Genomic DNA, 25,356 nt, shown 5'->3' on the forward strand with positions numbered 1-25,356 from the left:
TGGCTCAAACGTGGGTGTTAAACGTTCAGCTTTTAGAATAGAAGCCTGAAAGCCAGTGATAACAGGGATGATAGAAAATATTAAGAAGCTCTCAAATGACCTTTAGAGGGCTGGGGTCGTAGACCCCTCAAAAATTCCTAGGGTAAGAGCGTTTTCGAGTGCCACGCAACGCGTGGCACTCGAAAACGCTCATTTTGGTATGCGCGAAGGGTACGCCAAAATGAGCACTTCAGCTTAGCTCGAACTCAAGCTTGAATGCTTTTTCTGCCCCTTTGATGTTGCCCGTTGCATATCTCATTATTCAGTAACACCTGATTTTGCATGGGTAGCGCATAGGCACGATCAAGGGGTTCAGCAGAACGTTAATCAATATCGATGTGCAAAATGTAGTGCCCTAAGTTGACTTGCTGCGCCCATAGCTCGTATTCCACTCGTAGATGGGAGGGGAGAGGATGCCCTTCGAGGGTCAGGGTACGGGTATAGTTGCGCAGCCTCAATTGATCACACTGGACGGGATCGTCGGCTTGCAGCCAGAAACGGCTGAGGCCAAAAACGCCACGCTCCCAGTAATGGCGGTAGCTGAACTTACCGTGGGTTTGCATGGTGAGAATGACACGGTAGGGCGACAAATCTAACCAGAGGAAGCGAGGAGAGGCGATCGCGGTGCTACTCGGTTCAGCATCCAGGGTATGCCCTTCTAAGGCAGGTTCTGGGAGAAGCAAGTGATAGCGCTCTGGGCCTTTTTCGTAAAGTGTTGCTGAAGCTTCCACCACCGACCAGAGGGGTAAATCCAGCGACATGTATGAAAGAGAGACAGTTTTGCGGTGATGAGTCAGCACAGCTTTGATGGAAAAAAGTGGGGTATAGAATACAAGGCACGGTGCATTATTGAAGAGGCGTATGTGCTTGGGAGGTGGAGCAAAAACCTTCACAATCCAAACTCATACTCAGAGCAAGGCTTCATGGACGTGGAGTGATAGCCAGGAATTGAACCCTTGCCCGCGTCAAAAAAACTCCTTTATCCAGCTTAATCCAAATGTCGAGCTCCCCTGTAACACTGACCATTTCTGATGCTCACCATGTCCTCACTGTATCGGCACCGCCTGAGTTAGCCCTACGAGGGCAAGTTCGGATCCCTGGGGACAAGTCAATTTCGCACCGAGCCTTAATGTTAGGGGCTTTGGCAGAAGGCGAAACTCGGATTCGTGGGTTGCTGCTGGGTGAAGACCCCCGTAGTACGGCGGCTTGTTTTCAGGCAATGGGTGCGGAAATTGCCAACCTGGAAGGCGAAGAAGTTCGCGTGAAGGGCATTGGTCTGGGCAATTTGCAAGAACCTACAGATGTGCTGAACGCTGGGAATTCGGGAACAACGATTCGGCTGATGTTGGGAATCCTGGCGTCCCATGCTGATCGCTTCTTTACAGTGACAGGAGATGGGTCGTTGCGATCGCGTCCCATGGCTCGCGTCATCACCCCGCTCGAAAAAATGGGAGCGACCATCTGGAGCCGTGGACGGGGCTTAGCACCCATTGCCGTACGCGGTCAGAATCTTCGGCCCATCCACTACCAATCTCCGGTTGCCTCGGCTCAAGTCAAATCCTGTATTTTGCTGGCCGGGCTACTGACAGAGGGCAAAACTACCGTAACGGAGCCGGCTCTCTCCCGTGATCACAGCGAACGGATGCTACGAGCCTTTGGCGCAACTATAGAAGTTGATCCCGAGACTTGCAGCGCATCGGTTATCGGTCCAACCCGCTTACAGGGCCAATCCGTTGTGGTGCCGGGAGATATCAGTTCAGCCGCGTTCTGGTTGGTAGCGGGGGCGATCGTTCCCGGCTCTGACCTGATCGTTGAAAACGTTGGTGTGAACCCTACCCGCACAGGCATTTTGGAAGCCTTGCAACAAATGGAAGCTGACATCACTCTGCTGAACGAGCGGGAAGTCGCTGGGGAACCCGTGGCCGATATTCGTATCCGTTACTCCCCTTTAAAGGCCTGCACGATCGGTGGTGATATTATCCCCCGCCTGATCGACGAGATTCCTATCCTTGCCGTTGCTGCTCTCTTCGCAACCGGCACAACGGTTATTAAGGATGCGGAGGAATTGCGGGTGAAGGAGAGCGATCGCCTTGCTGTCATGGCCTCTCAACTCACCCTGATGGGAGCCAGCGTGACCGAGCATCCTGACGGCATGGAAATTACTGGCGGTATTCCCCTGAAGGGGGCAGAGGTCGATAGTTTTACCGATCATCGGATCGCCATGAGTCTGGCGATCGCGGCCCTCAATGCGAAAGGCACCACAACGATTCGCCGGGCCGAAGCTGCAGCAGTTTCCTATCCGGATTTCACACCGACGTTGCAGCGGTTAGTGGGATAAGCACGAGGGTGGGGGGGTGGCATCTATCATCTTCTCGCCCTTAGAACTTAGAAGATTTCCAGATAAGAACTTCCCCATTATTTGGAAAAAAGGCGCGGCGAAGCCGCGCCTTTTTTCCAAATAATGGGGATATTGTTTCTCAGAAATCTCCTTAGCAAAGAAATAAAATCTCGGAGGGAGGTGTGGGCCTTGCCCGCACTCCTTCCAGAATTTTATTTAATAGCAAGTCCCTTAGCATTTCCTACGGCTGTTCAACCGTAAATTCGACTACTTCTCTGGGCCATTTATGTTTCATCTGGGAATACTTGGGAAAACGTCTGGTTATCAGACAACCCAGGGCAGCCAGTTTTATGTGGTACCAGCTCAAGAACTTCATTCAGAGTTTTAAAACCTATGCGGTTTTAAGCCCTGACCTGAAGGCTCGGCGGCAGGTGCTCCATTTGTTGCGAAATCGGCCGCTCCTGAGTTCCACAGAGTGGTATGAGATCTACGGGCATTCCTTCCAAATTTCTCCGGCGGTTACGGAGTTTGCCTATCGTTATTTAGCCGATTATTCGGGGTTGGAATTTGGGCGGGTGTTGCCGGGCGATCGCCTGGATGAAGACCTCAATTGGACAAAGATTTGCTGGTTTGATTGGCAGATTGCTCTCTGCGATGACTTCTGCGAAATCTTCTCTGTCGATCTCAGTGATGAGCTATGCGATATACCTGAGACAACCGTTCTGGCTCTGCTGCGCTTCCTGGAAGAGCGATTGCCCCCTGAGAAAAGCTGAAGGAGCCATGACCAGGATTTCCGCATTGGTATTGGGTGTGTGAAATAACCACACCCAATACCAATGCTCCCAATAACCTTTCAAGTTAAAAGCATTGTTGAGTGCCGCGCGTTGCACGGTACTCAACAATGCTCTTCATCCAATAAAATCAAAACTCGCCTTCTGAAGCCGGCTGTTGCAGCCAATCTTGGCCAAGCTGGATGGTAATGTCAGCATCCAGGTTTTCAGTGCCCTGCACGAGAATTTCTCCAACCCCAAGGGCTTGTTGCACAGCCTGGGCTTCGTCGGTGTTGCCCCGCTGCGCGAAGATGCGGGTAGACGACACAATTTCTCCCGTTTCATCTTCTACAGAGGTGCGGTCAAACCCCTGACCATTGAGTTTTTCCATGACCGAGTCAATGGCCCATTCATCGCCAGTGCTGTTGAGTATGGCAATGCGCACGCGATCGGGTTCAATGGCTTCATTAAGGGCCGTATCCGTGTGGGCGGCTTCAGCGACTTCCATTTCCGAGCTCATGGGGTCGTAGAAATATTGCGCCACCATCTCGCTGATACGGTTCTCATTGGGCAGCCAGTAGCTGACTTCATACTCACCGTTGCCGCTGAAATCTCCCGGTAGCATCAACATTTGTACACTAGAACGCTCCATCTGGGATGCGAAGCCCATTAGAGCGACCAATTCTTCTACATTCAAATTGGTATCAACGTTGTCTTGAATGACAGACAAGATTTGCGGAATTCGAGTGAGTGTGGTTGGGGTCAGCGCCTGCTCCACTAACGCTCGCATAAATTGCTGTTGCCGTTGCACTCGCCCAATATCGCCATATTGGTCATACCGGAAGCGGAGAAATTGCAGCGCCTTATTGCCATTGAGATGCTGCTCCCCTTGTTTCAGATTGATGTAGAGGTGCTGGCTCTCATCGGTGTACTTCATATCATGGGGCACGTAGAGATTAACCCCACCCAGCGCATCAATCAGCTTCTCGACACCCTGCACGTTAATCCGCACATAGCGATCGATGGGGACATCTCCCAATAAATCCTGAACTGCTGTTGCCGAGAGGGCAGCGCCACCGTAGGCGTTTGCTTCGTTGAGCTTGGTGGTTCCAACGCCCTCCACATAGGTACGCGTATCGCGTGGGATGGATAACACGACCAGCCGTTGGCCCTCGGGGTTAAAACGAATCAGCAGCATTGTATCCGACAACCCTTCAAAGGAATTGACCAGGGCGTGATAGCCCAACTCTTCCACATCAGGAGGTGGGTCGCTCACGTCGGAGCTCAGAACTTTCACTCCTAAAACCAGAATGTTGACCGGACGCGTCAGCTGCGGAAAACGGAAGTTGGCGCCGCTGGAAATGTCTTCCTGTTCAAAAACTTGTGCTTCTCTAGCGCTGAGATGGCTTTGGAGGAGGGGTGTGCTGGTGAGAGATACGGCTAACATTGCTCCTGCCCCTGCGGAAGCAATGGCGACACTGGCTAAACCCAAAGAGAACCAAACTCGACGGCCACGTTTGGATGATTTTGCGCGCCCATTAGTAGGCGCTAACCAGTTATGAATTTTGGGTTTAACCACGGGTTTCCTCAACAGGAGTCCAACACCAATGCGGATCGTTGTTCTAGCTTTGGGAAGCTACCTCAGATGGGCAGACCTGACTCCCCTGATGAGTCTATCAAAAGGCTCATGAATCAGAGAGAGCAGAAATGGTTTGAGGAAACGATCTCCTCCTCTCCCTTCGGCTCACAGGGCGAAAATTCCGGGAAATTTTCGATCCCTGGAGCTACGGTTGTGGCCGGAGCACTGACTCATGCTGCATGGTAGCAAGGTTTTCGGGTTTTGCGTCCGTATTTCTGTCAAGTACTGGGCGAATTTACTGGAAACTTATTGATACAGAGATTGATACAGAGAAGTATTGTAAGTCCACAGGCATAGAAACTCCTGTCACTTGCCTGATATCTATCCCAAAACCTACCGTTTAGAGAGGGGGTTCCACAAAGCTTGTCCCTCGAAAAAGCCCATTTTGGTGTGCGCGGAGCGAACGCCAAAATGGGCTTTTTCGAGATTGAGGTTTTTGTGGTCGATAAGCAACTGTCAAAAGAAACTGTATACGATGGGCAGCAACGATCTAGGGAAGGCGATCGCTCAACTCACTCACTCCCGGCAGGTGCACTGACTTCCGCTGCCACACCCGCAGCATGAGCCAGAAGTTGATCAGGAAATAGCTAGAGGTGGTCATGGTGTTGACAATCCACAACCAGAGGGATTGAGTATTGTGAGCCCCCGTCCCCGACAGCAGGTAGAACAATAGCCAGCACAGACCGATAGTGACGGCCATCCGGCAAATCATCCGCTCCTGGCGATCGCCCTTCCGTTGCGCCAGCTGCCACCCCGCCGGAAATACGCCAATCACCGGCAGAAGATAGACATAGAAACGAATACGCCTGAGTGCTTTGGGATCGTAGGGGTCGTCGTAGGAGGGCATAAAACCTGTCAGTGTGGGATGGAGGGGTGTTGTAAGACACCCCTCCATCCCACTGTATCAACCCCATTGGATCAACTGCCAGACGGATTCATCATCACGCCCATAAACAGGATGGCGCCTGTCTCGTTGTCTTGAATCGCGTAGAGGAAGGGGCGATCGCACACCATGCGGAAAGGCGGGTTCACGGGGAGCGAGGTGACGCCAATGCCAACGGAAGTGGCGGCAGCGGCTTCGGTGCCTTCTTCATCAACTTTAATATAGGTCTTGTGCTGCACATCACTGATGTAGAGCTGGGCGTCACCCATACCTGAGAAGTCAGCCGCATCGGGGTCAAAGGCGACGTCCATACCCAGAGCTGTGAGGGCGTCGTTGAGACCTGTCCCAAACTCACTCTCAAAGCGAGGGAGTTGGATCATGCCCGGTTGCTGGGCGAAGCGGTTCATCCAGGTCTGCCAGTTTTGAGGGGTGAGGGATTGTTGCAGAGCCTCCAGGCTGGAACCGTCGCGGGGCAGCAATACAACCATGCTGAGTCGACCATCGCCATAAGGAAGATGAATGCCCTGGAATTGGTCTGTTTGAAGATAGCGGAACTCTCCGTTCTTGGTCATCATGGGTACGGTCATCTGGCTACCATCAGCCCGGTAGAAGGGTTGTCGTTGGGTCTGGCGGCGGCTGAAGGGGTCTGTCCAGGTGCCCTTGAAGTACACAGCGTTGACTAAGAACAGGACTTCCTCTGGGCGAATTTGCTCCACAATCTTGGGAATTTTGCCCTCGGTACTGTCGCTGACCCACTCGTTGATAGTGTCTGTGGCGTTGGGGTCGGCAAAATCCATCGATTGCACTTCGGCCCGGTAGTAGTCTTGATTACGCTGCAAAAAGTCGGGGTTGAAGGTAAAGTCTTCTCGACCCCAGAGGGAATTAGCAATCCCAATTTTGACGTCTGGATCTGCGTTTTCCAGAATTGTGTCAAGGGCCGCATTGGCCTGATTCAGGTCTTCCAAGCTCATGCCCTGAAGCTCCAGGACTCTGGCCATGGCCTGCTGGGTTTCGCCACTGGCCCCGTTGTAGGTCATGGAGAGAGCGATCGCCACACTCGATGGCGAAATCATCACATTCTGCCCGTCCGCCTGCTGCATCACCTGGGAGAACAGCTTGAAGCCAAAGGCATTTTGCGAAGCCACCAGGCGATCGTCTAGCGCTGGCAAATTCTCGGGTGCTACACGCTGGCTAACTTCTGGATTTTGAGAGGGCGATCGTCCCACCCCTTCCGCCCAACCTCCGGTCATGGCACATCCCAATAAGCCCACTAATACCAGGCTACTCAGCAAAACCTGTTTCGTGCGTTGCAATTGTCGCATCTGCTCACCTCCAGCCATCTCTATGGGCGCTTATTTCTGTGATTTCATCCCAGGAAAGAAACTTTTTCCATAGCTCTACGATGCCATTCGGGACTAAAAAGTTTGAAGAGGTTGCGCTTTTTGTAACGCCTCAGGATTTACGAAGACAGAGCCCCCTACATTGTGGCGGGCTCTGTCTTTTAAGGACCTACGCATTTAGTTGTGGGTGGGGTGCAGAGTACCCCACCCACAACTAAATCCACCAACCCCCCACTCGACGTGGCAAAATCGAGGTAACTTTTCTTAATTGAGTCGCATTCCCATAAACCAATGACGGCAACCCTCCCTACCCTCCCCAGCCAATACAATCCGGCTGAAACCGAAAGCAAATGGCAGGCATTTTGGGACGAACACCAAGTCTTCAAGGCCGATCCCAACGCCCCTGGGGAACCCTACTGTGTCGTCATTCCTCCCCCCAATGTGACGGGCAGCTTGCACATGGGGCACGCCTTTGAAAACGCCCTGATTGATACCCTTGTGCGTTACCACCGCATGATCGGGCGTAACACTCTTTGGCTGCCGGGTACTGACCATGCCAGCATCGCTGTTCAAACCATTCTGGAGCGCGAATTGCGGAGCCAGGGGAAAACCCGTGCTGATGTAGGCCGTGAAGCCTTCCTGAAGCGAGCCTGGGAATGGAAAGAAGAATCGGGTAGCACTATTGTCAACCAGCTACGTCGTCTGGGAGTCTCGGCCGACTGGAGCCGCGAGCGCTTCACTATGGACGAGGGGCTGTCTGATGCGGTGCTGTATGCCTTCAATCAGCTTTATGAGGAAGAGCTGATTTATCGCGGCAACTACATGGTGAATTGGTGCCCTGCCACCCAATCCGCTGTGTCTGACCTGGAGGTCGAAAACACAGAGGTGAACGGCAACCTCTGGCACTTCCGCTACCCACTCACCGATGGCTCTGGCTTTGTGGAGGTCGCCACTACTCGGCCCGAGACGATGCTGGGGGATACGGCTGTAGCCGTCAACCCGGATGATGAGCGTTACAAAGACCTCGTGGGCAAAACCCTGATGCTGCCCATCATGCAGCGAGAAATTCCAATCATCGCTGACGAGTATGTCGACGCCAGCTTCGGAACGGGTTGCGTCAAAGTGACTCCTGCCCACGATCCCAACGACTTTGAGATGGGCAAGCGTCACGACCTACCCATGATCAACATCCTGAACAAGGACGGCACTCTGAACGAGAATGTCGCTGCAGAATTCCAGGGGCTCGATCGGTTTGTGGCTCGCAAGAAGGTCGTGGAGCGTCTGGAAGCCGATGGGTTCCTGGTGCGGGTGGAGGATTATAAGCACACGGTGCCTTATAGCGATCGCGGCAAAGTTCCCGTCGAACCCCTCCTCTCGACTCAGTGGTTCGTCAAGATCCGCCCCCTGGCCGACAATGCACTGAACTTCCTGGATAACCAGAACGACCCCATTTTCGTGCCCGAACGGTGGACGAAGGTGTACCGTGACTGGCTGGTGAGCCTGCGGGATTGGTGTATTTCTCGGCAACTCTGGTGGGGGCATCAAATTCCCGCCTGGTATGCCGTCAGTGAAACGGGCGGTGAGATTACCGACAACACCCCCTTTGTTGTGGCCATGTCGGAAGCAGAAGCCCGGACCCGGCTAGAAGCGAAGTTTGGTAGCTCTGTTGAAATTCAGCAAGACCCCGATGTACTCGATACCTGGTTCTCATCAGGGCTGTGGCCTTTCTCCACAATGGGTTGGCCCAACGACACCCCTGATCTGGCGCGCTACTACCCCACCACCACCCTGGTAACCGGGTTTGACATCATCTTCTTCTGGGTAGCCCGAATGACCATGATGGCGGGGCACTTCACCGGCAAGATGCCCTTCAAGACGGTTTACATTCACGGTCTGGTGCGGGATGAAAACAACAAGAAGATGTCCAAGTCGGCCAACAACGGCATTGACCCGTTGCTGCTGATCAACAAGTACGGCACAGACGCCCTGCGCTACACCTTGATTCGCGAGGTTGCCGGAGCTGGGCAGGATATTCGCCTGGCTTATAACCGCAAAACGGATGAGTCAGAATCCGTCGAAGCTTCCCGAAACTTCACCAACAAGCTGTGGAATGCCTCCCGCTTCGTGTTGATGAATCTGGATGGTAAGACGCCCGAGCAATTAGGCGAACCTGCCCTTGAAGATCTGGAGTTGGCCGATCGCTGGATTCTCTCCCGCTACCACCAGGTGGTGCAGCAGACTCGCACCTACACCGACAACTTTGGTCTTGGAGAAGCGGCTAAGGGGCTGTACGAGTTCATCTGGGGAGATTTCTGCGATTGGTACATTGAGTTGGCAAAATCCCGCCTGCAGCAGAAAGAAGACCCCTCTCGTCTGATTGCTCAACAAACCCTGGCCTATGTGCTGGAGGGCACCCTGCGCTTACTGCATCCCTTTATGCCTCACATTACAGAAGAGGTATGGCAGACCCTGACCCAGTCGGAGAGCAAGCGGGTACTGGCGCTGCAAGCCTACCCTGAAGCCAACGCGACCTTTATTAATCCGGAACTGGAAACTCAGTTTGATCTGGTAATCGGGACCATTCGTACGATTCGCAACTTACGAGCCGAAGCCGATGTGAAGCCCGGGGCAAAGGTGAAGACGATCCTGCGAAGTGAAGACTTGAAGGAACGCCTGATTCTCTCCGCAGCACAGTTTTACATCAAAGATCTGGCAAAGGTGGGTGAACTGATCGTCGAAGAGCCAGAACTTCCCGCCAGTGAGGCAGGAGCGATCGCCTCCACCCCGTCCACTCCTAGCTTGGATGTCAGTTCCCTAACCAATTGGACCGATCGCATCTCCTGGGATACTCTCAAGTCATTCCGCAAGCCTCTGCTGAGTCTGGGGCTGCTGTATCTGCTTCTTCTAGGACTTCGTATCGGCATTAATGTCTTCCAGGCCATTGATAGTATTGCCATTCTGCGGCCGTTCTTCAAACTGGTGGGCTTAGGCTACGCCGGTTGGTTTACCCTGCGCTATCTGGTCATTTCCGAAGGGCGGCAGGAATTGCTGGATACCATGGAAGGCTGGATTAAGGAGCCTAAATCGGTGGCTAGTCTGCCGGCTACAGAGACGCCCCCTGCTCCCCTTCCAGCCAAGGTTGAGGTGGTTCCTGAAGTGGCCCCTGAGCCAGAGACGGAACAAATGTTGGTGGGTGTAGTTGGCACCGTGCAAGTGCTGTTGCCTCTAGCAGGAGTAGTTGATCTGGTAGCATTACGCAGCAAATTGGAGCGTGACCTGGCCAAGGTGGAAGGGGAAGCCAAATCCTTGAGCGATCGCCTCTCCAACCAAAACTTCGTGGCCCGTGCCCCCGAAGACGTGGTGCAGACCGCTCGCGATGCCCTGGCAGAAGCCCAGAAGCAGGCCGAAATTTTGCGCGATCGCCTGCAACAGTTGCAGTAGAGCCTTATTCAAAGATGGGAGGTGGTGCTGAGCGCCACCTCCCATCTTTTTAGCGCCTTCCTGCCGGTTACCAGTAATTCTCATTTTGAGCTTCCAATCCGAGAGTGTATGTCCTTAGGGCACGAACTCTCGGATTGGAAGCTCAAAAAACGTTCGCCCTAGACGAGCGGTTTTCGGGCTGGATTCCAGGATGAAAATTGCTGGACTGGTACATATCCTTGTGACAGATTGCAGAATCTCGGCTAGGCTAATAAGGCACTCATGATCGGAGTCGTTATTTTACGGAGAACCCATGAAATCTTCATGGAAATAAGATATGGTTTCCTGAAATCTCCACAAGAGTGAACGATATACTTTACCTTTAAGACCTTTCGAGTTGTCATCGCCTTCAGATGAAGTATCTGGCTCAGGTCGTCAGCAAAGACCCACAAGGGACGGCGAAGTTCCAGCTACTCGCCGTTCAGAAGACTGAGTATACCTGGGTAAGATTGGCTGAAGAAGCCTATATCTTCTCGGATAAAGCTGTTTCCTTGGGTGAAGGGATGCTTGTCCTGCTTCACCTGACGGGCTCTCAAAAAATTGAATGCATCATTGATGCAAAAGATTGGCTTCTAGAATTTCTAGAACAATATTTGACCGTCGGAATTTCTCCCAAACAATTGCAGGAAGAGGCTGAACGGGCAGAACAGTGGCGACAATCCCTCACTCTTAAAAGTCAAGAACTGGCGCGGCGTGCCCTTGAAATGGAAGCCCGTCAGGATCAGATTCAACAGGTGGAGGAAAGCCTTAAACGCGAGAAAAAACAACTCGAGTTACTGGCTGCCGAATTACAAGCCAATGACGATAACCTGAGGATTAACTTCAACAGTGCAGGTAGCTAATTACTATTAGAAGAGAGAAACTAAAAGTTTCTCTCTTCTAATAGTAATTCTCGTTTTTTCTGAGTGTTTTGTGAGATGAGTAGGCAAGATACTCACCTTACAAAACAGTTGATTTAATCCCAATTCTGGATAGGCCTAAGTGCCATTTTGTCATACGCTTTGTACACAACAAAATGGGCTTTTTTTGGGGGCGTGCAAGGCGCGCCCCTCAAAAAAAGTCCATTACCCAAACTCAGGTTGTTTAACTATAGAAAACAGCTAATTCAGTTAGACAGGCATGGGGAGGGAGAGGGCTGACTCAATCTGCTTGAGCGCTACGTCCAGGTCGCCATTGACGACATGGATGTCAAATTCATTGACCGCTTCTAATTCCACCTTGGCGCGAGCGAGCCGACGAGCGATCGCTTCTTCTGAATCCTGAGCACGGGCACGCAAACGCTGCTCCAACTCCTCCATAGAAGGGGGGAGCACAAAAATTCGCATGGCCTCGGGAAACGACTCGCGAATTTGGCGGGCGCCCTCTAGCTCGATCTCGAGAATTACCGTTTTACCCTGGGCAATTTGATCAGCTACCGGGCGTCGGGGCGTTCCGTAGAAATTTCCGGCAAACTCAGCCCGTTCCAACAGTTCGCCCTGTTCAACAAGCTGTAGAAATTGGGGGCGGCTCAGAAAATGATAGTGCTCACCATCCACTTCCCCCAAGCGAGGACTGCGAGTGGTACAGGATGTCGAAAGAAAAAAGTCAGGATGGCGGCGCATCAATGCTTTTAGTAGCGTACCTTTGCCAACCCCACTGGGTCCCGTTAAAACGATCAGCTTGCCTCTACCCATTGGCCCTCTATCGCATGTGTAATGAAGATTACTATCGTATCGCAGGATGGTTGGGTCGATCGCCCACTGGTTTCTACTTATTCTTCTCCATGAATTTCTTTGCTGACCAGGAAACGATTGGCAACGGTTTCTGGTTGGATGGCTGACAGCACAACATGTCCAGAGTCTGTCACAATTACGGCGCGGGTACGACGACCGTAGGTTGCATCAATCAACTGGCCCCGATCACGAGCATCACTGATGATACGCTTGATGGGGGCAGACTCGGGGCTCACAATAGCGATGACCCGGTTCGCAGAAACAATATTGCCGAAACCGATATTGATCAGCCGTATATCCATAAAATGCCCTAAAAATCGGCAAAGATCCCATAAAGCCTTAGTGTCATGGTATCGGTTTAATTTTTGACTCACAAGTGAAATAAAAGTGCAGCCCGTTGACTTCACCACCCTGAGGGCGATTTGCGCCGATTTGCGATCGCATTGGCTCCCGGCCCGCCTGGAGCAGGTATACCAGCGCGATCGCCACACCCTGGCCCTCGGCCTGAGAACCCTGAACCGACGAGGATGGCTAACTGTGTCCTGGCATCCCCAGGCCGCCCGCCTCTGTATCGATGAAGCTCCCCCCCGTACCCCGGATACGTTTACCTTCAGTCAGCAGCTACGTCACCAGCTCAATGGGTTAGCTCTGGTGGCGATTGAGGCGATCGCCCCCTGGGAACGTGCGTTGGATCTTCAATTTGCCCGTCGTCCCGGTGACCCGCCGTTATGGCGCCTCTACGTGGAGGTGATGAACAAGTACAGCAACGTGATTCTGACCACCGCAGAAGGGCAGATTGTCACCGTGGCTCACCAGGTGAGCGCTCAGCAATCCAGTGTGCGTCCGTTACAAACTGGGCAACCTTACGAGTTTCCCCCTGCTCTGACCGAAACGATCCCTAATACGGCTGAATCGTTAGAATCCTGGCGAGAACGGGTGGCGTTGGTGCCCAAACCCTTGCGGCGAGCGTTGCAAGAGAATTACCGGGGGATGAGTTCTGTCCTGATTCGGGGAATGGGCGATCGCGCTCAAATTAATCCCGAGCAACCTACCGATCAAGTTACCGATGCCGAGTGGTTGCGCCTCTACGAAGTCTGGCAGGAATGGCTACATGCCCTTGAAGCTGAGTCCTTCCAACCGGGATGGACGCCGAGTGGCTACACCGTTTTAGGATGGGGTATGACGGCTGTGGCCTCAGACCTCCAAACCGTTGTTAGTAGCTATTACCGAGAACAACTCAACCGCCGAGAATTTGAGCAACTACGGCATCAATTGGATCAGCGCCTGCTCAGCTTGTTGAAAAAGTTATATGTCAAAGCTGAAGATTTTCAGTCGCGATTGAGTCAGTCGGACCAGGCCGATCGCTTTAAAGAACGGGCTGATCTGTTGATGGCGAACCTGCATGAGTGGCAGGTGGGGATGAACAGTATCACTCTGTCAGACTTTGCGACTGGAGAGCCTGTAACAATTTCCCTGGACCCTGAAAAGAACGCCGTTCAAAACGCTCAGGCGTTTTACAAGAAGCATCAGAAATTGAAGCGATCGCGCCAGGCCATCGAGCCTCTGTTACAGGAGGTACAGAGTGAGATCGCCTATCTGGAGCAGATTCAGGTGGCGATCGCCCAGTTCCAACACTACACCGCGCCTGATGACCTGGATTCGCTCCTGGAGATTCGCGAGGAGCTGATCCAGCAAGGCTACCTGGAAGCGACCGATGGCCGTCGTAGTTCCACCCCCGAAGAAACGACTTCCTTCCGCCGCTATCGCACCCCCAGCGGCTTTGAAGTTTGGGTAGGCCGCAACAACCGCCAGAACGATCAACTCACCTTCCGTTTAGCAACCGACTACGATCTCTGGTTTCACAGCCAGGAAATTCCGGGTAGTCACGTGCTGCTGCGCCTTCCGGCCGGGGCTGCCCCTGATGATGTCGATCTCCAGTTCACCGCTAACGTTGCGGCTTACCATAGCCGTGCTGCCCAGAGCGAGCAGGTACCTGTGGTTTACACGGCTCCCCGCTACGTTTTCAAACCAAAAGGCGCGAAGCCAGGCATGGCACTGTACAAACAGGAAACCATCATCTGGGGAGAACCTCAGAAGGCTGCTCAGTATGTTGTTAAAGAGGGTGAGGAGTAGGAGAGTAGTGATGCCTAGTAGGCTGGGGCAGAAGTGTACAACCTATTTTTTGTGGTGGGGTGCGAAGCACCCCACCACAAAAAATAGGCAACGAACTTAGGCCGTAGCCTACTAGGGATATTTTGGGCAATCGCTACCCAAACAACTCAGACTACCCAGTTCAACACAGGCCCCCCGTTCCTCTGCTCCCCTGCCCTTATGCCCACGCCCGACGCTCGCCTTTACGCCCCTGCAACCCAGCGCAACCGTGAACCCATTTTAGAAGTCCTGCGCCAGGTTCTTCCGGCGGATGGAACTGTTCTAGAAATTTCCAGTGGTACAGGAGAGCACGCGATATTCTTCGCGCCCTTACTACGGCCTCGCCAATGGCTTCCTTCGGATCCAGACCCGAATGCCCGTGCCAGTATTGCTGCCTGGCAGCGAGAGTGCCCCGCCGATAACCTGCACCCCCCGATCGCCCTGAATGCACAGGAACCGCTCTGGCCGCTGGAGGAGGGGTTTGCAGGGGTGGATCTGCAACAGTATCCAGTGCGGGCGATCGTGAATATCAACATGATTCACATCGCGCCCTGGGCGGCCTGTTTAGGGCTGATGGCTGGAGCCGGGCGGATTCTGCCATCTGGTGGCATCCTCTACCTCTATGGCCCTTTTAAGCTGAATGGTCAGCATGCGGCTCCCAGCAACGAGGCCTTCGACCAATCCCTACGGATGCGAGATCCAGACTGGGGCGTGCGCGATCTAGAGTCTGTTACAGCAGTCGCTGAAGAGAATGGTCTGAAGCGGATTCAGGTCGTTTCAATGCCTGCAAATAATGTCTCGGTGGTTTTTCAGCGATGTTCGCCTTGAACAGCGACCCTCTGAGCTATGACATCTCCTTGGATAGCGCAGTGCGCTCAGATTCAGGACGTTGAATTTTTGAGAAGCCGAGCCTTCATGTGGCTTCTCAAAAAACGGTTCTGACCAGGTCGTGTCAGGCTATAACGGGCATTCTGTCGCTCTTGGGGCAAAAGTTAAGGGTGTGACGCATTGCATCACACCCTTAACTATGGAAACCGCGTATGGAAAAAGGGGGCATGATACCCCCAGGAAAACCATTCCTAGAAAACTAGGGAATGGGTGCAAACAGCAAATCTGGGAACAAGCGGTTGATCTCAATCAGCAGGCTGGCGAGAACGACCACAGTAACTGTAGCCAGAACTGGGGCTGTAGATAGGTATTTGACGAAGTATTGCATAGTTCGTGCTCCACAGTATCGGACAAGGACGACAACGAAAAATCAGGAGAATTTAGCCAAAAAGGCCAGCCCCTAGCGAGGCGAGACCGGAATCTCGTTATCGGCAGCCGTCAGCTTACCTGTGGTGAACTCTCGCAGAGCTGCAAGGGGCCAGAGAAAGCTGGAGGCGATAATACCCAGTGCTTTGGGTACATCAATGATGATTTCATCCATCTCGGGGCTTGTCCCACGCCGAGGGGAATTCAGGTAAGTGCGGCCGGACCAGCCAATCAATCCTGCAATGTACAGGAACAGAATGCTGGGGATAATGAACTCACCCAGGTGATTCAAGCTGCCGTCAACGATCAGATGAGGCAACCCATCTTCTTCGCCGCAGAGAACTTGAGAGTAACGCTCAAACCGCAGTTTGGTCTGAGGGGTAACTGCCTTGGATGCCCGAGCCTGGAAGGCTGGGGTATCAGCACAGGTGGTTAGGTTGTAGGCTGAAGCTGGAGGCACGATTCCAATCCAAAGAACCACTGCCAGAGCAAGAGCAAACAATTTGCGCATGGAATTGTTTCCCTTTGTTACAAAAAGCTAAGTTTTTTGTAGAAAAAATTAAGTTGTTTGTATGAAGCCCATTCAAACTTCAGGGTAATCATACTCTGCCAGGGATTCAGCTTAACGTTAAGCTTTTAGAAGTTGCATCTTGATGAAAATAGAGACCAAAAAGTGGTATGGGCTGCTTAGATGGCGATCGCTATGTAACGCTCCAAAACCTTGCCCAGAGAGCTTTTGGCTATTCTTCCTTGGCACTCATTCAAGATTGTTAATTGAGTTTTTGACTGCGGAATAGAGAGCTTTGTAACGATTTTTGTTTCATGCTCTTCTATGTAGTTTTGTAAATTTTGACCGATTTTGTAGAGCAGGGTTAAGAGTAGATGGCGACCGTTTTGGCAATTGAAACCAGTTGTGATGAAACTGCTGTGGCTGTGGTGCGCAATCGCTGCATCCTCAGCAATGTGGTTGCCTCTCAAATCGCGGTGCATCAGCCCTATGGCGGTGTTGTGCCGGAGGTGGCATCACGGCAACATTTGGAGACGGTGAATGGGGCGATCGCCCAGGCTTTAGAGGAATTTGGTGAAGGGTGGGATGCCATTGATGGGATTGCCGCTACCTGTGCTCCGGGATTGGTAGGGGCATTGATGGTGGGTTTAACTGCCGCGAAAACCCTGGCTCTCTTGCACGAGAAGCCGTTTCTTGGAGTTCATCATTTAGAAGGTCATATCTATGCCAGTTACCTGGCCGCTCCAGACCTGCAACCGCCATTTCTCTGCCTTCTGGTGTCGGGTGGCCACACCAGTCTGATCTATGTCAAAGATTGCGGCCATTACGAAACCTTAGGAGAAACCCGCGACGATGCAGCGGGGGAGGCCTTCGACAAGGTGGCCCGCTTGCTGGATTTGGGTTATCCCGGTGGCCCTGTGATCGATCGCTTGGCCCAGGAGGGTAATGCCCAGGCATTTCCCTTGCCCGAGGGGCAAATTTCCCTGCCAGGTGGTGGATTTCATCCCTATGACTCCAGCTTCAGCGGCCTGAAGACAGCGGTGCTGCGCTTGACTCAAACGTTGCAGCAACGTCCCGAACCAATTCCCGTTGCAGACCTGGCTGCCAGTTTTCAAGCAACAGTGGCACGGGCGTTGACGAAGCGGGCGATCGCCTGTGCTCTCGACTATGGTCTCACCACCATTGTGGTCGGGGGTGGCGTCGCCGCTAACCGTGGGCTGCGAGAACATCTAACGGCTGCTGCTGAGGCTCGCAATTTGCGGGCATTTTTCCCACCGCTCAAGTTTTGTACGGACAACGCGGCCATGATTGCCTGCGCCGCTGCTGATCACCTGAACCGGGGGCACCGGTCAACACTAGCCCTGGGAGCACAATCCCGGATGCCCTTGTCGAAAGTTATGGAGTTGTATAGCCTGACGTAATTCAGTTAACACAGGTGATGCTTGAAAAGCCCCGTATCATGTGGCTTTTCAAGCATCACCTGATTCTAAACCTGTAGGGTTACCGACCCTATCTAACCTCAGCTCGGGATAAGCTGAAGTGCTCATTTTGGCGTGCGTTTTGCGCACGCCAAAATGAGCGTTTTCGAGTGCCGCGCAACGCGCGGCACTCGAAAACGCCCTTAACCCGAACTCAGGTTATCTAAGTAGTTCGCCAAGCGTCCTTTGAGGGTTTGATACGGCCTGCGAAGCTTGCCACATCAAATTATCTTCAAACCTATGCAGAGGTTGGAAGACTATCGCTATGCTTCTGCAAAATGTCCAGGATGATCTGGCTGACGTAATCAGTCTGCTCCAACATAGCCAGGTGACCGCAATCCGGAATCTCGATCACATTGTTTGCGTTGTTGTGAAAGAGTGAGTGGAAACTGGCGAGATGCTGCACATATTGAGGCTCCATCACGGTATCCTGCTGCCCTGTGAGGAAATACACGGGTTGCTTGAGGCGGGAAACCACTTGAGGTAAGCGATGGACTTCTTCCTCAGTGGTGGAATCAAGCAGGGCACCTAAGGCAGCTTCAGGGTCAGCTGCTGTCCAGTCTACAAGTCGCCGTCGCCCCCAGGAGCGGGGAAGCGGTCGGGCCACATTCATCCAGGCCATCATGCGGTCAAGCAGCGGCAAGTAGCAAAGCCAGCGAGGGCGCAGTCTAACCAATTGCTCCCCAGCGGCCCGGAATCGCTCAAATTCCTCTTTGAGATAAATGCCACCGCCAGAGTTGACGCAGATGACCCCTTTGACGCGATCGCCCATCTGATCCGCTGCCCAAAGCGAAATGCTGCCCCCCAGGGAATGCCCTACAAGCCATACATTGGAAAGATTCAGCTTCTCTAACAGAATTTCGAGATCATGGGCATAGTCAGCAGGGGTATAGCGCCCTGAGGAAATTTCTGTATTGAGTGTTTCGGTAGAAACGCCTTGCTCAAGGGGGAGCGTCGCTGGAGATGAGGGACGCGAGGGAGAGGCGGCTACCTGGGCTGCTGGAGAGAGCCGGGCAACGCGAACCTGCCGAGAAGTCTGGGAATCTCCGAAGCCCCGTAGGTCGTAAGTGAGGCATTGGTAATAGGGGGAAAGCTGTTGGATTAACGGTTGCCAGTAGGCGCGGCTCAGAAGCCAACCGTGAACGAACACCAAAACCGGAGGCGTTTTGGCAGGGGACGTCAACTCGTATGCGTGGGGAACCCCTAGAACTTCGACAGTGCTTACCATGCTTCTATCCTAGCCCGAAGTGAGGGGGAAACGGGGGATCGGTTGAGCCTCTTTCTGGGAGGGAATTGCGGTTTTCATCCCGCACATTGCATGTTGCTACAGTTCTCAGGTTGCTCTCGGGTTTTGACGGTAAAATCTGCGTGACTTTAATCCCTAATGGTTGCGTTCAAATGGGTTGAAATTTGAGCAATCCATTTCCTGACTTTGTTCGTATTGGTTATACCGCTCTTACAGGGAGACCGTCCATGAGTGCGAAGGATTTGGCAACCATTCTGCATCCGGCGATCGCCGCCTTCTATGTATTTCCGTTAATCGGCATTGCTGTTTACTATGCCTGGCAGACGCGCCAACGGCGGCTGCAAGCTCAGGCAGATGGCAAAAGCAAAATTCCTCCAGTGGTCGGTTCTGAGCATTTGAAGTTAGGAAAATGGTTAAGCGCCTCGGTGGTGGGAATTGCCCTGCTAGGAATGGCACAGCCCATTGTGAAAAAGCTGATCTTCGATTCCCAAAATTGGGCGGCTAACTCCACGCGCTTCTTCCTGATTCTGCTGTTTTTTGTTGCCACGATCGCCTCTCTCGTGATGCTGTATCGTGCCCGAACTCCGTTATGGCGAGCAGTGTTCGCGACTCTTTGCGGCATGGGGGTGATTATTATTGGTTTCCAGAAATTTCAAGCTGGGGATGGCAACCTTTACCCCCTCGTCTTCCGGCGTGATTATGAGTGGTATGTGTCCCATTTCTACTTCGGGATGGGAGCCACGATGCTGATGATTTTTTCGCTGGCGACCATACCCGATATTTACAAGGATCGCTCTAACGGTTGGCGAAAGGCTCATGCGCTGCTGAACTGTGTTGCCCTTTTGTTCTTCATTTTTCAGGGAATCACTGGGGCACGAGATCTCATCGAAATCCCGCCAAGTTGGCAACAGCCCTATGTAGAACAGCTGTATATCAATAACTGCCAGGCTCAACCTTGCCAGGTGACGCCCGCTGCGCCTAGTCCTGCTCCTTAATCCTTGAAACGTCCTTGCGATGCCTGACAACGCTTGTAGGGGCGGGTTTTGGCCTTATTTTTGCATCACATCCAGAATTATTTTTCCAACCCGCCCTTGCTTGCGATCGCCTACAACTACAGCGAGGGCAGGTTTTGCCGGGAGGTTAACATCACAGGCGAAGGTGATCTGCTAAACCCTTTCCTACCCTTGCGGATGAACGTTTATGATTCGTTATTCTTTTTGGCGGCGATGCGAAGCTTGGCCGATCGCGCTCTCGGATTTGCCTCTAACTCGGCCTCTTGAGCCTCAATCGGTTTCTTCGTAATGACCGTCAGCTCTGGATGATTGCGGAAGCCGTGCTTTACCAGTCGATCCTCCAAGCTATGGAAGCTGATGATGGCAATCCGGCCTTCTGGCTTGAGCCAATTAGGCGCGGTTTGTAGAAGGTGCTCCAGTACCTCCAACTCACGGTTTACGGCAATGCGGAGGGCCTGAAAAACTCGGGTAGCTGGGTGAATGCGGCCATAGCGGTATTTGGGAGGCACACAGCGGGCGATCGCCTCTGCCAATTCCGTGGTCGTTTCAAAGGGCCGCTGCTCTACAATGCGCCTGGCCATACGCCGGGATAGCCGCTCTTCTCCATAGGTGTAGAAAATCCGCGCTAGCTCTGCCTCATCTTCTTCATTAATCAGGTCAGCTGCGCTGAGAGGTTGATGGGGGTTCATTCGCATATCCAGAGGCGCGGTCTGCCGGAAGCTAAAGCCTCGCTGGGCTTGATCCACCTGGGCAGAGCTAATTCCCAAGTCGGCCAGGATGCCGTCGAAACGCTGGTTGCCAGGGTTGAAGTCTGCGAAGTTGGTGGCGTGAAATTGGACGCGATCGCCAAACTCCTTTAAATTTTCCTGTGCCGCTGCCAGCGCCATCGGGTCTTGATCCAGCGCTGTTACCCTGACTCCGGGAGCCGATTCTAAAATCCGCCGACTGTGCCCACCGCCGCCTATGGTTGCATCCAGATAATGGCCGTTGGCCTGAATGGCCAAGCCCGCAATCACCTCATCCGGTAACACGGGGATATGGTGGAACTCAGGGGATTCTTCAAGAAGGGTGGGGCGATCGCTCAAGGGACTCTCTCAACAAATGCACAGCACAGAAAGCATAACCAGGACTCTGATACTTTGTGTTAGCTATCCACCTACCGCAGCATAGTTATTGAAAAAAATCTATGCAGTAAAACTTATGCATAGACTACTGAAAAGTAATTGACCCCAAGCCTCAGACTGCTTACAGAAGGCTATAAAATCCTTCATAATCTTAAGAGTATCCAGCACAGTCTCCCGGCTAATCTCGATTCTTCTAACCCTACCCCGAATTTCACGTACCAGGAGAGAGCACCGCTATGCCGATGATCGAAACTAAAACCGAACCCATGGTTCTCAACATGGGGCCACACCACCCGTCAATGCACGGGGTGTTGCGCCTGATTGTGACCCTGGACGGCGAAGATGTGATCGACTGCGAACCTGTCATTGGCTACCTCCACCGGGGCATGGAGAAGATCGCAGAAAATCGCACTCCCATCATGTACATCCCCTATGTAAGCCGCTGGGACTACGCGGAAGGGATGTTCAACGAGGCGGTTGTGGTCAACGCCATTGAGAAACTGGCAGATGTGCCCATTCCCCGCCGCGCCAGCTACATCCGCGTCATTATGTTGGAGCTGAACCGGATTGCCAACCACCTGCTGTGGCTTGGCCCCTTCATGGCAGACGTGGGTGCTCAAACTCCTTTCTTCTACATCTTCCGTGAGCGGGAGCTGATCTATGACCTGTGGGAAGCTGCAACGGGCTATCGCATGGTCAACAACAACTACTGGCGCATTGGCGGTGTAGCCGCTGACCTGCCCTATGGTTGGGTGGATAAGTGCTACGACTTCTGTGACTACTTCCTGCCCAAGGTGGATGAGTACGAGAAGCTGATCACCGACAACCCCATCTTCCGCCGTCGTGTGGAAGGGGTGGGCACGATTACCCGTGACCAGGCGATCAACTGGGGTCTATCTGGCCCCATGCTGCGTGGCTCTGGCGTGCAGTGGGACTTGCGCAAGGTTGACCACTACGAGTGCTACGACGACTTCGACTGGGACGTTCACTGGGAAACCGCTGGCGACTGCTTCGCCCGCTACGTGGTGCGGATTCGTGAAATGCGTGAATCCATCAAGATTATTCGTCAGGCTCTCAAGGGTCTGCCCGGCGGTCCCTACGAGAACTTGGAAGCCCAGCGCATGGCTGGTGGTCCCAAGTCAGAGTGGAACACCTTTGACTACCAGTTCATTGGTAAGAAGATTGCTCCCACCTTTAAGATTCCCAAGGGCGAAAACTACGTCCGTGTGGAAAGCGGTAAGGGTGAGTTGGGTATCTATGTGATTGGTGATGACAACGTCTTCCCCTGGCGCTTCAAGATCCGCGCTGCTGACTTTGTGAACCTGCAAATTCTGCCCCACATTCTGAAAGGGGTGAAGGTCGCAGACATTGTGGCAATTCTCGGTAGCATTGACATCATTATGGGTTCTGTTGACCGTTAATTGAGCGATCGCAATTCGTTCTAGAAAAATGCGCTGTGGCAAAGCACAGCGCATTTTTATTACTTCTTTAACCCGTTTGTGCTGTTCTCAAGCTCTCCTAATTGAGCCGTAAAAGTTGTTTGAAACGGTTGATTTCCGTGTTCTAAAAAGTGAGAAAACTAACTGTTTAAAACGGTTTTTAAGAACCTATTGAAGAAGGTAATTTTCCGTGCCTTTAGGACGCGGAAAATACCTTTTTCATGGCTTTTCAATCAGCTTTTAATATTATCCAGCCTGGCTTCGTTCAAGGGTTTGGAGGCGGTGTTGGCTGTTCTTTTCAGCGCCGTTCTATTTCGCGAAGACTATTCGGCCTTAAAATTGCCTGGGGTGTTTCTCGTTGTTGGAATTACGTTTCTTTGTTCAGGTAATGCTTAAGTAGGTAGGCGATCGCCCTTCCAGCCATGCTGATTCCAGTATGTTTTGGGACGTGAAATCCAGGATTTTACGTCCCAAAACATACCTGGCGAGTTAACCCTAAACCCAGTTGAACTAGTGTGAGAGTGCTCACATAAAACCTTTACGTTCCCTCAGCATTGTTATACTTGCCAAAAAATGGCGCTGCGGATTTTGGGTACGAGCTTGAGCAAACGATCAAGGTTTCGGTTCTCAACGGCTTGTTTAGCAGTTGCAACGGTTCACACCGTTTAACAGAAATAAGGAGGGCGTCATGGGATATGGGGCAACATTAGCCGAAGGGTGGCAACTCTATGTGGACAATGAGGCTGGGCAAACCCGTTTAACGACTCTTCAGGGTAACGCTGGCCAACAGCAGAGCCAGACGATCGCCTTTCTGACTGGTTTCTGGACCGTGCCTCCCACTCTTTTTCGTACACCTCAAGGGTTCATCCTGCGAATCGAGGGCGAATCGGGACAAACCTATGTGCAAATCCAACCAGGTGGTGTTCAGGCTCTTAACACGTCACCCAACCTGGCAGCAGCAGATGTTATACCCCTAACGCAGCGCACCCATTCAGTCCCAGGGGCAATGCCTCCCATGGCCCCATTGCCACCCATGCAACCCCTGCCGCCGATGCAGATGAATCCCATGCGTATGCGGATGGGAGACATGGAGATGCAAATGGGCAACGCTTCCACTCCAGACCCAATGCGAAAGTTTTGTCCTCAGTGCGGACAGCCAGTGCGGGTGGGCGATCGCTTCTGCTCCAGTTGTGGGCATCGCTTGGGGGAATTGACGCAATCCTAAGGGTTGTGAGTTTAATAGAACCCCGATTTTTTGAGGAAAGCTCGGCGTAGTCAAGCTTTCCTCAAAAATCGGGGTTCTACTTTGTACAAGATCAATACGGCTAAATTCCTATCCATCCTGCGCCAATTCCAACATCCCTTTTTCTATCCTCGCAAGACTGATGCAAGTTGGCTCTAGCTGCTGCATTGTGATGGGTGCGCTGGCTGAAACGCAAGCTTAATGATGTTGTTTCTTTAAGAAACACTGCAAGTTATTAATATTAATGTTTTTACATGTTTCTCAACTTTGTTCTGGGATCGCCATGAGGAAAGGAACCTGGCTTTTCTAAAGAAAAATGAATGAATTTGTAGTCGTTAAATCTTCTTGCAAGACGGCCAGGGAATCAGAATCCTGCGATTGAATGGAAGCATAGGATGCAATAGGCAAGCGCATAACTGGGAGGTGTTAAAGGATTGTAACAACCTCTGGATATGTGCCCTTTACTTGTTGCTGAGGCTGTTATTGTTTCCCGTTGTCGAGTCGTGAGAAGGGCTAATTAATATGAACTGGTATGGGCAACTTACTCGGCTAGTGTTGGATTATTACCGGGAAGACCTGCCACAACTTCGGCAAATTCAAAACCTGCAAAGGTGTAAAGTTTTTCGCCGTTGGGGTGTATTAAAAATTGATTGCCGCGATCGCAAAATCGCCGAAGAACTATCTGCTGCCGCTGCCATCTTACAAGAACCTATTGCTCAGCTTAGAATTGCTCACCAGATTAATATTTTGTGGCGAGGTGAGCTTGTACTATCGTTGCCCGTCGATGATTCTCGCCTCAAAACCTGGTAATTCTCAAGCCAACTTCAATTTGGGAAGAACAGGACTTTGCCTGGTTTCTTCCGTATTAAAAAGAGTGGGAGCCAAGCTCCCACTCTTTTTAATAGCTAATGCTATCAGCGATCAAAATTACCTTACATTTGCTTTCTGAGGTGCAGTTGCCGGGGCCGCTACGCTGGCATGAGTCGGTAGCATTGCATTTAACCAACCTGCTACTAACGCATCCAGGGAAAACAAACCGGCTCCATTAATCAGGAACACCAGGAAGCAGGCGGCATACAGCATCGACAGCTCCAGGTAGGGAATGCTGAATCCCGCCACCTTAATGTGGTGGTACATCGCGACCAGCATGGTCGAGAACAACCCTAAGGCTGCCGGACGAGTCAATAACCCAACAGCGAGCAACGGTGCTGCTAGCAGCTCGGTATAACCAGCCAGGTAACTAAAGAAGATGGGAAACGGCAACCCAATCACCTTCACATAAGCTTCAGCAAAGCTTTCGATATTGGAAAGCTTGTCCAATCCGTTGTGAATCATTACCAGACCTGCCACCACACGCAGAATCAACCAGGCTGCCTGGGAGGCATAATTCGGAACAAGGTTCGGCCGCAATACGGCCAGAACCAGAGTGGAGAGACGCTGAATCATGATGTATGCCGCCAAAAGTATGTTGAGTTTCTATAAGCACTCTTATTAAGTAATATAAACTAATTTTAATGTATGTGGATCAAGCACTCTCATCTTTTCAAAAGGTGCTTGTTCTTCCTCTGCGCTGTTTTATTGCAAATTGTTGCAGAATAGTCAGAGAGAGAGTTGAAACTGGGCTTATTCTGCTGGGGTTATGGGTGCGATCGCCGAGTGAGCGGTGGAGCCGAAGGCGCCTACTTCCCCTTGAAATGCT

At 52.2% G+C, this 25,356-nt stretch carries 22 protein-coding genes; 11 read left to right on the forward strand and 11 right to left on the reverse strand.

Features of this window, described 5'->3' with window-relative positions:
* Positions 1 to 362: 362 nt before the first annotated feature.
* The gene (locus NDI52_RS27595; protein ID WP_190770717.1) at positions 363 to 839 is read right to left on the reverse strand and encodes a hypothetical protein; all 477 of its coding nucleotides are present in this window, start codon (positions 837 to 839) and stop codon (positions 363 to 365) included.
* A 197-nt stretch (positions 840 to 1,036) separates the two neighbouring features.
* Here NDI52_RS27595 and aroA point away from each other — a divergent pair, with 197 nt between their 5' ends.
* Together aroA and NDI52_RS27605 are read left to right on the forward strand one after the other, a co-directional pair.
* A complete protein-coding gene (aroA, locus tag NDI52_RS27600; protein ID WP_190770718.1) occupies positions 1,037 to 2,377 on the forward strand; it encodes a 3-phosphoshikimate 1-carboxyvinyltransferase in 1,341 nt (446 codons plus the stop codon).
* A 350-nt stretch (positions 2,378 to 2,727) separates the two neighbouring features.
* Positions 2,728 to 3,150 carry a hypothetical protein gene (locus tag NDI52_RS27605; RefSeq protein WP_190770719.1) on the forward strand — a complete coding sequence of 141 codons (423 nt, stop codon included), beginning with the start codon at positions 2,728 to 2,730 and terminating at the stop codon, positions 3,148 to 3,150.
* Between the two features lie 148 nt (positions 3,151 to 3,298).
* Here the strand turns inward: NDI52_RS27605 and NDI52_RS27610 are convergent, their stop codons facing one another.
* The 3 genes from NDI52_RS27610 to NDI52_RS27620 all read right to left on the reverse strand — a co-directional run bounded on the left by NDI52_RS27610 (position 3,299) and on the right by NDI52_RS27620 (position 6,991).
* Complete coding sequence (locus tag NDI52_RS27610; RefSeq protein ID WP_347280054.1) at positions 3,299 to 4,726, reverse strand: LCP family protein; 1,428 nt, start codon at positions 4,724 to 4,726, stop codon at positions 3,299 to 3,301.
* A gap of 550 nt (positions 4,727 to 5,276) precedes the next feature.
* Complete coding sequence (locus NDI52_RS27615; protein WP_190770720.1) at positions 5,277 to 5,633, reverse strand: hypothetical protein; 357 nt, start codon at positions 5,631 to 5,633, stop codon at positions 5,277 to 5,279.
* Between the two features lie 71 nt (positions 5,634 to 5,704).
* Positions 5,705 to 6,991: a serpin family protein gene (locus tag NDI52_RS27620; RefSeq protein ID WP_190770721.1), complete on the reverse strand. Its 1,287-nt coding sequence runs from the start codon at positions 6,989 to 6,991 to the stop codon at positions 5,705 to 5,707.
* A 309-nt stretch (positions 6,992 to 7,300) separates the two neighbouring features.
* Here NDI52_RS27620 and NDI52_RS27625 point away from each other — a divergent pair, with 309 nt between their 5' ends.
* Both NDI52_RS27625 and NDI52_RS27630 read left to right on the forward strand, forming a co-directional pair.
* Positions 7,301 to 10,450, forward strand: a complete 3,150-nt coding sequence (locus NDI52_RS27625; RefSeq protein WP_190770722.1) for a valine--tRNA ligase — start codon at positions 7,301 to 7,303, stop codon at positions 10,448 to 10,450.
* A gap of 392 nt (positions 10,451 to 10,842) precedes the next feature.
* Complete coding sequence (locus tag NDI52_RS27630; RefSeq protein ID WP_190770723.1) at positions 10,843 to 11,331, forward strand: hypothetical protein; 489 nt, start codon at positions 10,843 to 10,845, stop codon at positions 11,329 to 11,331.
* A gap of 267 nt (positions 11,332 to 11,598) precedes the next feature.
* Here the strand turns inward: NDI52_RS27630 and gmk are convergent, their stop codons facing one another.
* Complete coding sequence (gene gmk / locus NDI52_RS27635; protein ID WP_190770724.1) at positions 11,599 to 12,162, reverse strand: guanylate kinase; 564 nt, start codon at positions 12,160 to 12,162, stop codon at positions 11,599 to 11,601.
* 77 nt (positions 12,163 to 12,239) lie between these two features.
* On the reverse strand, positions 12,240 to 12,503 hold the full coding sequence (locus NDI52_RS27640; RefSeq protein ID WP_190770725.1) for a DUF370 domain-containing protein: 264 nt from the start codon (positions 12,501 to 12,503) through the stop codon (positions 12,240 to 12,242).
* 85 nt (positions 12,504 to 12,588) lie between these two features.
* On the opposite strand from NDI52_RS27640, the gene NDI52_RS27645 reads away from it, so the two are divergent.
* Positions 12,589 to 14,334 (forward strand): NFACT RNA binding domain-containing protein, encoded by a 1,746-nt coding sequence (locus tag NDI52_RS27645; protein ID WP_190770726.1) that lies wholly within the window; start codon positions 12,589 to 12,591, stop codon positions 14,332 to 14,334.
* A gap of 198 nt (positions 14,335 to 14,532) precedes the next feature.
* Positions 14,533 to 15,180 carry a DUF938 domain-containing protein gene (locus tag NDI52_RS27650; RefSeq protein ID WP_190770727.1) on the forward strand — a complete coding sequence of 216 codons (648 nt, stop codon included), beginning with the start codon at positions 14,533 to 14,535 and terminating at the stop codon, positions 15,178 to 15,180.
* Between the two features lie 259 nt (positions 15,181 to 15,439).
* Here NDI52_RS27650 and NDI52_RS27655 read toward each other — a convergent pair whose 3' ends face one another.
* The gene (locus NDI52_RS27655) at positions 15,440 to 15,568 is read right to left on the reverse strand and encodes a photosystem I reaction center subunit IX (protein WP_190770728.1); all 129 of its coding nucleotides are present in this window, start codon (positions 15,566 to 15,568) and stop codon (positions 15,440 to 15,442) included.
* 72 nt (positions 15,569 to 15,640) lie between these two features.
* Positions 15,641 to 16,117 (reverse strand): Photosystem I reaction center subunit III, encoded by a 477-nt coding sequence (locus NDI52_RS27660; RefSeq protein ID WP_190770729.1) that lies wholly within the window; start codon positions 16,115 to 16,117, stop codon positions 15,641 to 15,643.
* 371 nt (positions 16,118 to 16,488) lie between these two features.
* Here NDI52_RS27660 and tsaD point away from each other — a divergent pair, with 371 nt between their 5' ends.
* A complete protein-coding gene (tsaD, locus tag NDI52_RS27665; RefSeq protein ID WP_190770730.1) occupies positions 16,489 to 17,535 on the forward strand; it encodes a tRNA (adenosine(37)-N6)-threonylcarbamoyltransferase complex transferase subunit TsaD in 1,047 nt (348 codons plus the stop codon).
* Positions 17,536 to 17,830: 295 nt separating this feature from the next.
* Here tsaD and NDI52_RS27670 read toward each other — a convergent pair whose 3' ends face one another.
* On the reverse strand, positions 17,831 to 18,820 hold the full coding sequence (locus NDI52_RS27670) for an alpha/beta hydrolase (protein WP_190770731.1): 990 nt from the start codon (positions 18,818 to 18,820) through the stop codon (positions 17,831 to 17,833).
* Between the two features lie 245 nt (positions 18,821 to 19,065).
* Here NDI52_RS27670 and NDI52_RS27675 point away from each other — a divergent pair, with 245 nt between their 5' ends.
* Entirely contained in the window at positions 19,066 to 19,833 is a 768-nt protein-coding gene (locus tag NDI52_RS27675; protein ID WP_190770732.1) for a DUF4079 domain-containing protein, read from the forward strand.
* 203 nt (positions 19,834 to 20,036) lie between these two features.
* Here the strand turns inward: NDI52_RS27675 and rsmH are convergent, their stop codons facing one another.
* Entirely contained in the window at positions 20,037 to 20,936 is a 900-nt protein-coding gene (gene rsmH, locus NDI52_RS27680; RefSeq protein ID WP_190770733.1) for a 16S rRNA (cytosine(1402)-N(4))-methyltransferase RsmH, read from the reverse strand.
* Between the two features lie 275 nt (positions 20,937 to 21,211).
* On the opposite strand from rsmH, the gene NDI52_RS27685 reads away from it, so the two are divergent.
* The 3 genes from NDI52_RS27685 (at position 21,212) to NDI52_RS27695 (ending at position 24,467) form a co-directional block, all read left to right on the forward strand.
* Positions 21,212 to 22,396: an NAD(P)H-quinone oxidoreductase subunit H gene (locus tag NDI52_RS27685; protein ID WP_190770734.1), complete on the forward strand. Its 1,185-nt coding sequence runs from the start codon at positions 21,212 to 21,214 to the stop codon at positions 22,394 to 22,396.
* Between the two features lie 706 nt (positions 22,397 to 23,102).
* On the forward strand, positions 23,103 to 23,639 hold the full coding sequence (locus NDI52_RS27690) for a zinc ribbon domain-containing protein (protein ID WP_190770735.1): 537 nt from the start codon (positions 23,103 to 23,105) through the stop codon (positions 23,637 to 23,639).
* A 540-nt stretch (positions 23,640 to 24,179) separates the two neighbouring features.
* Positions 24,180 to 24,467: a hypothetical protein gene (locus NDI52_RS27695; RefSeq protein ID WP_190770736.1), complete on the forward strand. Its 288-nt coding sequence runs from the start codon at positions 24,180 to 24,182 to the stop codon at positions 24,465 to 24,467.
* A gap of 117 nt (positions 24,468 to 24,584) precedes the next feature.
* Here NDI52_RS27695 and NDI52_RS27700 read toward each other — a convergent pair whose 3' ends face one another.
* Positions 24,585 to 25,103, reverse strand: a complete 519-nt coding sequence (locus tag NDI52_RS27700; protein ID WP_190770737.1) for a DoxX family protein — start codon at positions 25,101 to 25,103, stop codon at positions 24,585 to 24,587.
* Positions 25,104 to 25,356: the final 253 nt, after the last annotated feature.

The organism is Leptolyngbya sp. PL-A3, assembly GCF_039962325.1.
Lineage (GTDB): Bacteria > Cyanobacteriota > Cyanobacteriia > Elainellales > Elainellaceae > Vacuolonema.

What these genes read in the sequence shown, in the direction of transcription:
- aroA (WP_190770718.1), top strand. Translation starts at nt 1,037, where the DNA reads ATGTCGAGCTCCCCTGTAACACTGACCATTTCTGATGCTCACCATGTC.
- NDI52_RS27605 (WP_190770719.1), top strand. Translation starts at nt 2,728, where the DNA reads ATGTGGTACCAGCTCAAGAACTTCATTCAGAGTTTTAAAACCTATGCG.
- NDI52_RS27615 (WP_190770720.1), bottom strand. Translation starts at nt 5,633, where the DNA reads ATGCCCTCCTACGACGACCCCTACGATCCCAAAGCACTCAGGCGTATT.
- NDI52_RS27620 (WP_190770721.1), bottom strand. Translation starts at nt 6,991, where the DNA reads ATGCGACAATTGCAACGCACGAAACAGGTTTTGCTGAGTAGCCTGGTA.
- NDI52_RS27625 (WP_190770722.1), top strand. Translation starts at nt 7,301, where the DNA reads ATGACGGCAACCCTCCCTACCCTCCCCAGCCAATACAATCCGGCTGAA.
- NDI52_RS27630 (WP_190770723.1), top strand. Translation starts at nt 10,843, where the DNA reads ATGAAGTATCTGGCTCAGGTCGTCAGCAAAGACCCACAAGGGACGGCG.
- gmk (WP_190770724.1), bottom strand. Translation starts at nt 12,162, where the DNA reads ATGGGTAGAGGCAAGCTGATCGTTTTAACGGGACCCAGTGGGGTTGGC.
- NDI52_RS27640 (WP_190770725.1), bottom strand. Translation starts at nt 12,503, where the DNA reads ATGGATATACGGCTGATCAATATCGGTTTCGGCAATATTGTTTCTGCG.
- NDI52_RS27650 (WP_190770727.1), top strand. Translation starts at nt 14,533, where the DNA reads ATGCCCACGCCCGACGCTCGCCTTTACGCCCCTGCAACCCAGCGCAAC.
- NDI52_RS27655 (WP_190770728.1), bottom strand. Translation starts at nt 15,568, where the DNA reads ATGCAATACTTCGTCAAATACCTATCTACAGCCCCAGTTCTGGCTACA.
- NDI52_RS27660 (WP_190770729.1), bottom strand. Translation starts at nt 16,117, where the DNA reads ATGCGCAAATTGTTTGCTCTTGCTCTGGCAGTGGTTCTTTGGATTGGA.
- tsaD (WP_190770730.1), top strand. Translation starts at nt 16,489, where the DNA reads ATGGCGACCGTTTTGGCAATTGAAACCAGTTGTGATGAAACTGCTGTG.
- NDI52_RS27670 (WP_190770731.1), bottom strand. Translation starts at nt 18,820, where the DNA reads ATGGTAAGCACTGTCGAAGTTCTAGGGGTTCCCCACGCATACGAGTTG.
- NDI52_RS27675 (WP_190770732.1), top strand. Translation starts at nt 19,066, where the DNA reads ATGAGTGCGAAGGATTTGGCAACCATTCTGCATCCGGCGATCGCCGCC.
- NDI52_RS27685 (WP_190770734.1), top strand. Translation starts at nt 21,212, where the DNA reads ATGCCGATGATCGAAACTAAAACCGAACCCATGGTTCTCAACATGGGG.
- NDI52_RS27690 (WP_190770735.1), top strand. Translation starts at nt 23,103, where the DNA reads ATGGGATATGGGGCAACATTAGCCGAAGGGTGGCAACTCTATGTGGAC.
- NDI52_RS27695 (WP_190770736.1), top strand. Translation starts at nt 24,180, where the DNA reads ATGAACTGGTATGGGCAACTTACTCGGCTAGTGTTGGATTATTACCGG.
- NDI52_RS27700 (WP_190770737.1), bottom strand. Translation starts at nt 25,103, where the DNA reads ATGATTCAGCGTCTCTCCACTCTGGTTCTGGCCGTATTGCGGCCGAAC.